The following is an 11,124-nucleotide window of genomic DNA, read 5'->3' as shown; positions in this document are numbered from 1 at the left end:
CCAGCTTTGGCCTGTGCGTACCCTGCCCGTTTGTTGCTGGACAGGTCCTTCGTTAGGGGCTTGGCCAGATTTGTCCTCCAGCCGTTGCGCACGGCAATGGCCTAAAACTGGAGGGTCCGGATTCTAGCGATGGATAGCTGTACTCAACCTGAGGACGCCACCACCAAGAGACCCTGACCTCGGACTCCCATCCGGTCCCGCATCCAGGCCCCCAAGGGGCATGACAGCCATCACGAGAGCGGACGAGAATTGCCCGGGGAACATTTTTCCAGCGATGTCAGCCTTTCACTCTACGATGATCTCAGCCGACTACCATCAGGGGGACCAGTTGTTCGTACCGTCCAGACGTGAGACCACATTGCGCGAACTCAACATCACGGTTTTGACAGAGCTGCAACGCTTCCGGTGGAAGGTCTACTACGAAGCTCTCATGGAAGGTAGATTCACTGAGGCACTCGACATAGCAGCGAAGACGCTGGACGAGCAGGCCGCTGCATATGAGCTTTGGTTGTCGGACCCCAACGGACGCGGCGTCCACGTATCCGCACCGGACAGAGGGTGCATGTACCTTGCCTCGATCTTTGGGCGACTGGACATCATCGACAGATGCATCGCATTCGAGAAACTTGGTCAGGACGAAGCCCAACGCCCATACCAGCCCCTTGGGTTCGCCATCGAGTCCAACAACGGCGTCGAAACCGACGACCAGATGCGCATCAAACATGACCGCAATGCCGTTGGTGCCACATTAATTCACGCCGAGCGGTTGGAACAAGCTTTGGAGCATAAGGCAGATCATGCTCGCTTCACGGCGATTTTGAAGACCGTGCGTCGCCAGCCCGGTGTTCTTCAAGTAGACCTGAAATCGGCCGTCCCGGACCGGGACGCTAAAGCCGTGACCAGGATGATCGACCAGTTGGAAGCAGCCGGACTTGTGGCCACCAAGAAAGTCGGGAGCCGCGTCGCCGTCTGGGCCGCAGATGCCCCGGACGTGCCAGCTGAGTCCGAACGGCGTGAACAGCGCTGGGCTTGGGCCTTCGAGGACTACTGGGAAGAGCGACCGCTCGAATGGGATAACCCAGCGCGGACCGTCGCAGGTCTGGAGCGCTTGGCAGCAACAGTCAACGCAGCGGCGGCGCAATCAAGCACCGACGAAGGCCCGCGTCCTACCCCCCTGGACTTCATCAATCGCACTTCACTTGCCGCCCCAGCCATCTCTGAGGGAAATCCTGTCTACTACGACTCTGAAGAATTGGCCATGGCCTTTTGGGGACACCACGATCTCGCCGAAACAGTTGCGTGGGCCAAGCGGATCATCGACGGTGGCGGATACGACACGACGGCCAATCAGAAGAAGAAATGGCTGCTGGCCAAACCAAGGCACACCCACATGGAACGGATCCCGTTTGGGACTGCCCCCAGTTTTGTTGACTCCTTGATCTAGCGAGCTTGTGCTCGTGGAAGGATGTTGACCATGCCCACGGCTTATGGGGCGGAGTTCCGCCAGGATGTTATTGATGTGGCCCGCAAGGGCGAAGCGCCGCTGGCGCAGATTGCGAAGGATTTCGGGCTGTCGGTCACGACGTTGAAGCGTTGGATTGCCATTGCTGAACGTAAGGATTCCGGGGCCGGCCCGGCAGTGAGTGAGTCGGCCGAGGTGCGGGAGTTGAAGAAGCGTAACCGCTTGTTGGAGCAGGAGAACGAGATTCTGCGCCGCGCTGCTGCCTATCTGGCCAGGGACATCAACCCAAAATGACTTACCCGCTGGTCACGGATCTTGCCGCCGACGGTGTTCCAGTGGCGGTGACCTGCAGGGTGTTGAAATTCAGCAAGCAAGGCTACTACCGCTGGAGAGTCAGCCCGGTAACGGAACGGGACTGGGTGGATGCGCACCTGGTCAACGCCGCCTTTGACATCCACGCAGACGACCCGGCCTTCGGGTACCGGTTCATCGCCGACGAACTTTCCGAGAAGGGCATCGCGGCGAGCGAGAACAGGGTCCAGCGCCTGTGCAGTGACCACGGTATCTGGTCGGTGTTCTCGAAGAAGCGTGGCCTGAACCGCAGACCCGGGCCACCGGTTCATGACGACCTGGTGGAGAGGGACTTCACCGCTGCGGCACCGAACGAGCTATGGCTGACGGACATCACCGAACACCCCACCGCCGAGGGCAAGCTCTACCTCTGCGCCGTAAAGGACGTTTATTCCGGGAGGATCGTCGGCTACTCGATGGACTTGCGAATGAAGTCCTCGCTGGCCGTGGCCGCACTGGAGAACGCGGTGCGGGCACGCAAACCTGCAGGGACAGTGGTGCATTCGGATCGCGGGTCCCAGTTCCGGTCCCGCCGTTTTGTTGAATCACTCCGGCGCCAGGGGCTGACGGGGTCGATGGGCCGGGTCGGTGCGTGTGCGGATAATGCCGCGATGGAATCGTTCTTCTCGCTGCTGCAGAAGAACGTCCTGGACCGCCAGCGGTGGCTCACCCGGCAAGACCTCCGACTGGCGATCACGACTTGGATCGAGAGAACCTATCACCGCCGGCGACGCCAACGACGGCTGGGAAAACTCACGCCCATCGAATATGAAACAATCAACCGGACCGCGCTCACAGCGGCCTAAGACCCCGAGTCAACAAAAGCCGGGGCAGTCCCTTTACTGAATACCACCTCAACGGCCGCCCAGGCTGGCTGTTGAAGGAAGTTGCGGAGCCAACAGCGAACAGCGTCCCGGTCACAGCTTTCACATCGTCTAAGGCCTGCACCGAACCCGAAAAGGCACAGGAGTTGGCGGTCGCGTGCTGGCTGAAACAAAAGCCGGTACTAGACGCGAATTCCGCCGAGAACTAGGCACGGGGCATGGCAGGGTTACTGGCTGGAGGGTCATCATCATTAGCGAGGTCAAATGAACGACGGCAATGTGAGCTTCTGTGTTAATGAGACCTGGTTTGGCGAATGGAACCCATATCGAGACGAATACGGGTATCCCATTAACACTTCCATGCCAGCGGCCTTTTACATTGCGCATGGAAGTTCCGTGATCAAGCGCTGGATTCCCGAGCAGGGGCAGTGGAACCACTTTATGGATCTCACGCGCTTGTCGCCTCAAAGTTTTCGCGACGTGATACTTCGGATGCCGCCCGAGCTACCCTTCGAGGCACTGGACCACGACACCAAGAAATCCATACGCAGATCCAGGTCAAAGGGCTTTATCAAGCCCTCTTACCCTCCGCTCCCCCAACGCGCCGATCCAACGGGCGAGGCCCACCGACGACGGGAACGGAACGCAATTCTCGGAAGACGGATCGCAATCACCATGTTGATGATGGTCAGCACTCTTATCGGCATCGCGATAGTACTACGTATTTACTTCGGATAACTGGAGAAGAGGTCGCTGCTTGGTACCGCTCAAACAGCAACAGCCGGCCGCGTGGGAACCTTCTTTAGCCGGAGAATCCCAACCGTCCAGGCTGCAACGAACGCATGCAGAACTGGTAAGCCAATCTTCCCAGGGTCGTTCAAGGCTCCGTCGATGAAGGTCATCAGCAGCACAATAGACACCAGCGACACGACGATCGCAGCCTTCATGGGTTGCGGAGCCGATCCTCTCATGGCCCTGAGGTTCCAGATAACGATGATCACGCCGGCGATGGACGCCAGGCTGAAGCAGACGATGAGGGCAATCAAAATCGCCAGCGCCCAGGCCGGTGGTCGCTGGCCCGCCGCTTACCACCCTGTAGTTCATCGCTCACCATCACGGTGTTCGTCACGGCCAGGTATCCAGTAATCAACCCCTTCAGGCATGCAACAGCCCCAACCAGAACCGCCAATGGTGCGACCTCGTCGCATTATGGGCGCCGAGGGCGAGGGGCTGCGCTGATGCCACAGTGCGGTCCGACTGCGGCTGAAGTTCCTGGCTCATGTCGTGCGCTCCCGGCCCACGTCGGGGCCGTGCCCGCATCATTTCCAGAGGGAGTCTCTCTTCACTCCGGGGAACTTCACGAGAAATGGAGAATGACCGGCAGAGAGCGCCGGCGGAGCCTGTTCGGGGAAGCCCAGCTACAGCCACACGCTTCTCCTACAAATTGAGACTTTCATGACACAGCGAAGAATCAACGGCTTCGACTCCAACGGTGGGATTTACGAATTCCTGAGCAACTTCTACTGCTGGTCTTTCGCACTCACCTCGGATGCTGCAGCGCATCCAGACTCGCTGTTGGCAGAACCATCTGGGCGCACGCTGATGGAGTTGCGCGCTGAGGTAGCTTTACCTCAGCCAAACCGTGCGTAGCCTTCCAGCGCTTATCAGTGGCTATATAACCAGCGATCCCAGCCTCGACATCTGGTGCAGATATCCGGACATCACAGCAGACCAGCTTACGGACGGCTTGGCATGCGAGTCAGTGAGTGCGGGATTCGCTCGGTTCGCACAGAAGCGAAGCTCCAGTTTGCCGCACGGCAGGACAGCACCGAGGCACGTTTCGTTGTCTAATTTGTCCAGTCGCACTTGGACGGAACCGTTGGCCGGCCAGGGGATGTCCTGACCCTTATCGGTACCACCGCTGCTGGAGTAGGTGCGCATGGACTTTTCAGGAACGGCTCGCAGACGGCCATTGGGTTGATGGAAGGCTGTGGGGTGGTCCCTCGGAGGACTGGACTGGCTCTTGGCCGGCACTCGGGCTGGGTGCGCTTTAGAAGTGCTGAGATTCCCACAACACGGCTACCATCTGCTGAGCTGAGACGGGTCCTACCGACGTCGAAAGACAGCGCAGCCTGCCCTTGGTGAAATTCCACCGCCAATGACGCTGACGCTCGCGATCGAGAGGCTCCATGCTTCTTCGGCAGACGACACAGAGGAGCTATGAGCTATGCGCCTCTAGCCCACCAAAGCAGTCAACATAAGAATGCAGGAGGTATGGCTTTCCTCATGGAGTCACAGCAATCAGCGTTTCCGAAACCAATCCGTGTGGAGACGTCATCGACGATCACAAATGGCAGCCCACTATCTTTTCAGACCCTATAAGTTCTTCCACACGCCATCGCCCATCCGACTACGTATCACCAGCGGCAAAGAGATCGCGGAGTGTCTGCTCGCTTACGCGAACGGTCCGGCCCTTGCGGTAGGGGTGGAAGGTCTTCAGCTCACCGGAATCCACCATCCGGCGGACGGTCTTCAGGCTGACGCCCAGGCGTTCAGCAACATCGGGAAGGGAATAAGCGCGGAGAACATCATCGGCGCGTGCGGGAGGGGAGATGGTTTTGGTCGACACGACAAATTCCTAGGCAGCGGAAGCTACCCGTACCCTGCGACTTACCTGCGCTTCACGGCTTCCTATCGGGACCTTACGATTCTGAGATTCGATGCTCAGTGGACCCCGAGGGCTATCTTGTATGCCCCCAAAGTACCCCAATGTCATCTTCTGACACAAACGGACCGGCGTGGGACTCACCGTGGTACCTGCGTGGTATCCCCGTGGTACTCGGCAGGCAGGGCCCCCACACGAACCAGCTGCCCGAGGAACTCACATCGCCAGGGATCCTATCCACGAGTCCCACGCAGGTACCACGGACACGGTGAGAAAGCCTCAGAAACCCAAAAAAACCCCCGGAATTCCGGGGGTTTCTGTTGGTGGGCGATACTGGGTTCGAACCAGTGACCTCTTCGGTGTGAACGAAGCGCGCTACCACTGCGCCAATCGCCCGGTGCATAGAAAACACTAACGGACCAGTGCCGGAATGCAAAACGGATCATGACCCCCGGCCTCACTTAGAACTACAAGAGTGGAATTACGGCCATGAAACTTACGGAAATCCGCGTAAATACAAGGATCCAGCGGGCTCCTCGATCAAAAGCAAGCCACCGATTTGGAGTTTGCAGGAACCTCCTATAGAGTTTTTACTCGTCGGAAAGCGACGGAATGCCTGCAGGGCTGCCCGCCGAAACGACACTGCGGACGTAGCTCAGCTGGTAGAGCACCACCTTGCCAAGGTGGATGTCGCGAGTTCGAATCTCGTCGTCCGCTCGCAAGGCACTGTCAAGGCAAGAATTCCTCGGAATCCTGCTTACACGGTGGGTTGGCCGAGAGGCGAGGCAGCGGCCTGCAAAGCCGTATACACGGGTTCGAATCCCGTACCCACCTCGGTGAAAACCATGTCTTCCAGCTGTTGGCTGGATGCATGGGCGATTGGCGCAGCGGTAGCGCGCTTCCCTGACACGGAAGAGGTCACTGGTTCGATCCCAGTATCGCCCACCAGAACAAGGCAACTTGTTTGTTGTTGAACGCCAGGCATCAGCCTGGCAGGCAACATGTGCGGACGTAGCTCAGCTGGTAGAGCACCACCTTGCCAAGGTGGATGTCGCGAGTTCGAATCTCGTCGTCCGCTCTCCTTTTGAAGGACCCGGTAACGGGCGATTGGCGCAGCGGTAGCGCGCTTCCCTGACACGGAAGAGGTCACTGGTTCGATCCCAGTATCGCCCACCAGAACAAGGCAACTTGTTTGTTGTTGAAAGCCAGGCATCAGCCCGGCAGGCAACATGTGCGGACGTAGCTCAGCTGGTAGAGCACCACCTTGCCAAGGTGGATGTCGCGAGTTCGAATCTCGTCGTCCGCTCCAAAGAGAGAAAAGCAGCTCCCCGGAGCTGCTTTTTTTTATACCCGGATTCGGCCAATACTCAATTGATTAATGGAAGTAACCGATACCCCTCAGAAGAAGTCGCTTTATCTAATGTGATTCGGCTCGCATAATGTACTGCGAGCTCATCACCGTTCCACGCCTACCGGCAGGAGTACCCCCATGAACCAAATGACGGCTTCCAAGTCCGTCCTGCGGCGCAAGCCCATCGACGATATTGAGGAAGAAAACAAACACAGCGGACTTTTTAAGAGTCTTGGCCTCTGGCAACTGACAGCCATCGGCGTCGGCGGAATTATCGGCGTCGGCATCTTCTCGCTGGCGGGGCTGGTAGCCCATGGCAGCGAAAGCAACCCGGGCGTCGGCCCTGCCGTGCTCTTCTCGTTCCTGATCGCCGGTCTCGCCTCCGGTGCAGCAGCATTGTCCTACGCCGAATTCGCCGGCATGATCCCCCGCGCCGGATCGGCCTACACCTACGGCTACGTAGCCTTGGGAGAGATCATCGGCTGGTTCATCGGCTGGGATCTCCTCCTTGAGTACATCGCGATCGTGGCTGTGGTGGCCATCGGGATTTCCGGTTACTTCGACGCCTTCCTGTCCGGCATCGGAATCCATATGCCCACGTGGATGACGTCCACCGCTGATGAGGGCAAGGGCGGCATCATCAACCTGCCGGCCATCTTCGTCTGCCTCCTGGTCACGTGGATCCTGAGCCGGGGCACCAAAGCATTCGGCCGGTTTGAACTGGTAGCCGTTGCCATCAAGGTCATCCTGATCCTGTTCATCATCGGCCTGGGTATTTTCTACATCAACACCGAGAACTACAACCCGTTCATGCCCAGTGGCTTCGGCCCGGTCCTGGCCGGTGCCGCTACCGTCTTCTTCGCCGTCTTCGGCTATGACGCCATGAGCACCGCAGCGGAAGAGGCCAAGGACGGCAAGAAGCACATGCCCAAGGCCATCATCCTCTCCCTCATCGTGGCCATGCTGCTCTACGTTGCCGCGACACTCGTGCTCACGGGCATGCAGAACTACAAGGACATTGATCCCACGGCCGGCTTCGCATCGGCGTTCCAAGGCGTCGGCCTGCCGGTCATCGCCACCATCATTTCGGTGTTCGCGGTCCTGTCCATCCTCACCGTTATGCTCACCTTCCTGCTGGGCGTCACCCGAGTGTGGTTCTCCATGAGCCGCGACGGCCTTCTCCCCGGATGGTTCGCCAAGACTGACCGGCACGGCACTCCGCAGCGCGTCACGTGGATCGCAGGTGTTGCTTCGGCGTTCCTCGCCGGTGTCTTCCCCATCAAGGAAGTTGCCGACCTCACCAACATCGGCATCCTGGCTGCCTTTGTGGTGGTCTGCATTTCCGTGATCGTCTTCCGCTACACCAAGCCCAACGCTCCGCGCACGTTCCGTTTGCCGTTCATGCCGGTGGTCCCCGCGTTCGGTGTCCTGGCATCGGCATTCCTGATGTTCCAGCTCCACTGGGAAACCTGGGTGCGGTTCGGGGCATGGCTGGTCATCGGCCTGATCATCTACTTCGCCTACGGCCGCAGGCACTCCCTCATGAATCCGGACAGCCCGCGCCATAAGGTCGAAAATAAGCCGTTGGCGTAGTTCGTCCACAGGCCGCTGCCGAACCCTTGGCACCCCGGAGAACTGGTGTTAGGGTCGGACGCGGAGGAGCGAACTGGCTCCACGAATGGAAGGGAGGTGCCCGTGGGTTTAATTGACGACCTGAAGGGCAAGGCTCAGGGTCTCATTCAAGGCAACGAAGAAACCATCAAGAATGGCATCGACAAGGCCGGGGATTTTGTGGACCAGAAGACGGGCGGCAAATACGCCGGTCACGTCGACAAAGTCCAGAATGCCGCTTCCGATTTCGTGGCCAAGAACGACGGGAAGCCTGGACAGGCTCCCGTCACGGATGAGCCGAAGCAGCCGTAGCTGCCTGAGCCGCCGTACCAGATACGTCAAGGGGGCACCGGTCCCGCCGAGAGGCGCCACCGGTGCCCTTGGCGTTTAACGGGCAGCCGCTAAACCGGCTGGTCAGGTACGTTGGACGTTATGCCTTCAGCTTCCACCCCTGCCGTCCAAAGCCGCGCCGCCAAGGAGACGCTGGTACCACCCATCACGGCAGGCATCGTCACCGCCCTCGTGGGTTTCACCTCGTCATTCGCTGTGGTCCTGGCGGGTTTGAAGGCTGTGGGGGCGAACCAGGCACAAGCATCCAGCGGCCTATTAGCGCTGACGCTCACCTTTGGACTGGGAATCCTGTGGCTCTCGTGGCGGTCCCGGATGCCCGTAACTTTGGCGTGGTCGACGCCCGGCGCTGCGCTGCTCGCCTCCGCTGGAATGGTCGACGGCGGCTGGCCGGCTGCTGTGGGCGCGTTCCTGATCGTCGGGGTGCTGATCGTCCTGACCGGGCTACTTCCCGTCCTGGGCAGGATCATGGCGAAGATCCCCACCGCACTGGCGCAAGCAATGCTCGCCGGCGTGCTACTCCCGCTATGCCTCGCACCCTTCAAATCGTTGGGATCGGCTCCCCTGTTCATCGCACCAGTGGTGGTGTGCTGGGTGGTCCTGATGAAATTCGCACCACGTTGGTCGGTGCCGGCATCGCTGCTCGTCGCGCTGGCGGTAGTCGGCGTCCACATCGTGTCCAACGGCGTTCAGATTCCCGGCGGCAGCCTCCTGCCAAGGCTGGAGTGGACCACACCGGCATTTACCGTGGAAGCTGCGGTGGGTTTGGCACTGCCCCTCTTCATCGTCACCATGGCGTCACAGAACATTCCCGGGGTCGCGGTACTGAAGTCGTTCGGCTACACCACCCCCTGGCGGCCGTCGATGCTTGTGACCGGAGCGGGCACCATCGCGGGAGCGCCGTTTGGAGGCCATGCGATCAACCTGGCTGCCCTGAGCGCAGCCTTGGCGGCGGGTGAGGAGGCAGGCAAAGACCATGGCAGGCGGTGGATCGCGGCGTTCGTCTCAGGCTTTGTCTACCTGATCCTGGCCGCTGCCTCAGCGGCACTTGTCACCTTGGTGGCTGCAGCACCGCCCGGACTTCTCGAGACCGTGGCCGGACTCGCACTCCTGGGGACGCTGGCCTCGTCCATCTCGTCTGCACTGGCGGTTGCCGAGGAACGTATTCCCGCCTGCATCACCTTCCTGCTGGCAGCATCAGGCCTGAGCTTCGCCGGCGTTGGCGCTGCTTTCTGGGCATTGGCAGGCGGCATCCTGGTGCGGTGGATGCTGAAGAGCCGCGAACCTGTTCACAAATCCTGAAGCAGGCAGCAACCCTGGATCAGGCAGGCTCGTGGTTTTGGGCCTCACGGGCCAGAGCCGTCAGCCTGGACACAGCACGGAAGTACTTCTTCGTGTAGCCACCGGTCATCATCTCTTCGGTAAAGAGCTGATCGAAAGGTACGCCACTGGCCAGGATCGGCACGTCTTTGTCATAGAGCCGGTCCGCAAGAACCACAAAGCGTAGGGCGACGGCCTGTTCGGTGATGGTTTCGACGTCGCTCCACACCACGGCCTCCACACCCGAGATAAGCTGCCGGTAACGGCTGGGGTGGACGGCGGCCAGATGGTTGACCAGAGTGCGGAAATCGTCCACAGCCACAGTCTTACCGTCGAACTCAGCACGCATACGGTGCTTAAGCTCTTCGGTCTTGAGGGGTGCGGGAGCCGCGGGCAAACCGCGGTGGCGGAAGTCTTCGCCGTCGATCCTGACGACGTCGAACTGGTCGGCGAGAACCTGTATTTCGCGCTGGAAGTCCACTGCCGCGAAGCGTCCTTCACCCAAGGAACCGGGAAGCGTGTTGGACGTGGCCGCGAGCTTCACACCGGCGTCGGCGAGTTCACGCATGAGCCGGGACATGAGCACGGTGTCTCCGGGATCATCAAGTTCGAATTCGTCGATGCACACCAGCTTGTAGCTGCTCAGTGCTTCCACGGTCTTGCGGAATGACAGCGCACCCACGAGGTTGGTGTATTCCACAAACGTACCGAAGGCCTTCGGGCCAGGCGACCTGTGCCAAAGGGAAGCCAGGAGGTGGGTCTTACCCACACCAAAACCGCCGTCGAGGTAGATTCCTGCCCTCGTTGCAGGCGCCTTCTTGGCGAACAACTTCTTGAAGAGACCGCCACCGTCATCGGATCCCACGCCGTCGGCAAATGCGGAAAGCAGCTTCACTGCGTTTGCCTGGCTCGGCTGGGAAGGATCCGGCCGGTAGCTGTCGAACGATACCTCTCCGAATCGCGGAGACGGGTAGAAACCCTTGAGGAGTTCCTCCACGGAGACTGCCGGTGTGCGGGCAGCCAGTTGTTCGATCTTTACCACGGTGGTCCGTTCCTTCGGTATTAGGTCCCCAGCAAGAATACCGGCATTGGACACTCGGAAAACCGCCACGTGACCAAGCCCATGTTTCACCGTATGACCACAGGGAAGCATTCCTCGCTGCCCGTGGTTAGTGTTGGAGCACGCCCGGCC

General features: G+C 59.8%; 10 protein-coding genes and 7 tRNA genes. 13 read left to right on the top strand and 4 right to left on the bottom strand.

The window, feature by feature from the left end; translation table 11 throughout:
• Positions 1–430: 430 nt before the first annotated feature.
• From KCX59_RS09425 to KCX59_RS09415, 3 genes are all read left to right on the top strand, one after another.
• Positions 431–1,444, top strand: coding sequence for a hypothetical protein (locus KCX59_RS09425; RefSeq protein ID WP_179017269.1), 1,014 nt, complete (start codon positions 431–433; stop codon positions 1,442–1,444).
• Between the two features lie 30 nt (positions 1,445–1,474).
• Positions 1,475–2,619 (top strand): IS3 family transposase gene (locus KCX59_RS09420; protein WP_179016661.1). Its coding sequence is split into 2 segments (ribosomal slippage): positions 1,475–1,751 and positions 1,751–2,619, totalling 1,146 coding nucleotides; the frame shifts between segments, so codons are not numbered across the junction.
• Between the two features lie 282 nt (positions 2,620–2,901).
• A complete protein-coding gene (locus KCX59_RS09415) occupies positions 2,902–3,375 on the top strand; it encodes a hypothetical protein (protein ID WP_179017337.1) in 474 nt (157 codons plus the stop codon).
• A 29-nt stretch (positions 3,376–3,404) separates the two neighbouring features.
• Here KCX59_RS09415 and KCX59_RS09410 read toward each other — a convergent pair whose 3' ends face one another.
• Positions 3,405–3,683, bottom strand: coding sequence for a hypothetical protein (locus tag KCX59_RS09410; protein WP_179017338.1), 279 nt, complete (start codon positions 3,681–3,683; stop codon positions 3,405–3,407).
• A gap of 409 nt (positions 3,684–4,092) precedes the next feature.
• On the opposite strand from KCX59_RS09410, the gene KCX59_RS09405 reads away from it, so the two are divergent.
• Positions 4,093–4,287, top strand: coding sequence for a hypothetical protein (locus KCX59_RS09405; RefSeq protein WP_179017339.1), 195 nt, complete (start codon positions 4,093–4,095; stop codon positions 4,285–4,287).
• 760 nt (positions 4,288–5,047) lie between these two features.
• Here KCX59_RS09405 and KCX59_RS09400 read toward each other — a convergent pair.
• Together KCX59_RS09400 and KCX59_RS09395 are read right to left on the bottom strand one after the other, a co-directional pair.
• On the bottom strand, positions 5,048–5,266 hold the full coding sequence (locus KCX59_RS09400; protein WP_218649103.1) for a helix-turn-helix domain-containing protein: 219 nt from the start codon (positions 5,264–5,266) through the stop codon (positions 5,048–5,050).
• A 357-nt stretch (positions 5,267–5,623) separates the two neighbouring features.
• Positions 5,624–5,698, bottom strand: a tRNA-Val gene (locus KCX59_RS09395).
• 248 nt (positions 5,699–5,946) lie between these two features.
• On the opposite strand from KCX59_RS09395, the gene KCX59_RS09390 reads away from it, so the two are divergent.
• The 9 genes from KCX59_RS09390 (at position 5,947) to KCX59_RS09350 (ending at position 9,914) form a co-directional block, all read left to right on the top strand.
• A tRNA-Gly gene (locus KCX59_RS09390) sits at positions 5,947–6,019 on the top strand.
• A 46-nt stretch (positions 6,020–6,065) separates the two neighbouring features.
• Positions 6,066–6,136, top strand: a tRNA-Cys gene (locus tag KCX59_RS09385).
• Between the two features lie 39 nt (positions 6,137–6,175).
• Positions 6,176–6,250: transfer RNA gene (locus tag KCX59_RS09380), tRNA-Val, on the top strand.
• A 57-nt stretch (positions 6,251–6,307) separates the two neighbouring features.
• Positions 6,308–6,380, top strand: a tRNA-Gly gene (locus tag KCX59_RS09375).
• A gap of 23 nt (positions 6,381–6,403) precedes the next feature.
• Positions 6,404–6,478, top strand: a tRNA-Val gene (locus KCX59_RS09370).
• 57 nt (positions 6,479–6,535) lie between these two features.
• A tRNA-Gly gene (locus tag KCX59_RS09365) sits at positions 6,536–6,611 on the top strand.
• Between the two features lie 180 nt (positions 6,612–6,791).
• Positions 6,792–8,246: an amino acid permease gene (locus tag KCX59_RS09360; RefSeq protein WP_179017340.1), complete on the top strand. Its 1,455-nt coding sequence runs from the start codon at positions 6,792–6,794 to the stop codon at positions 8,244–8,246.
• A 96-nt stretch (positions 8,247–8,342) separates the two neighbouring features.
• Complete coding sequence (locus KCX59_RS09355) at positions 8,343–8,576, top strand: antitoxin (RefSeq protein WP_179017341.1); 234 nt, start codon at positions 8,343–8,345, stop codon at positions 8,574–8,576.
• Positions 8,577–8,696: 120 nt separating this feature from the next.
• The gene (locus KCX59_RS09350) at positions 8,697–9,914 is read left to right on the top strand and encodes a benzoate/H(+) symporter BenE family transporter (RefSeq protein WP_179017342.1); all 1,218 of its coding nucleotides are present in this window, start codon (positions 8,697–8,699) and stop codon (positions 9,912–9,914) included.
• Between the two features lie 19 nt (positions 9,915–9,933).
• Here KCX59_RS09350 and zapE read toward each other — a convergent pair whose 3' ends face one another.
• Positions 9,934–10,974: a cell division protein ZapE gene (zapE, locus tag KCX59_RS09345; RefSeq protein ID WP_091466765.1), complete on the bottom strand. Its 1,041-nt coding sequence runs from the start codon at positions 10,972–10,974 to the stop codon at positions 9,934–9,936.
• Positions 10,975–11,124 lie beyond the last annotated feature (150 nt).

Origin of the sequence: Paenarthrobacter nitroguajacolicus (assembly GCF_051027655.1) — a bacterium.
GTDB lineage: Bacteria > Actinomycetota > Actinomycetes > Actinomycetales > Micrococcaceae > Arthrobacter > Arthrobacter nitroguajacolicus.
Note: the sequence above shows the minus strand (reverse complement) of the source record. Positions and strands in the feature narration are given on the sequence as shown.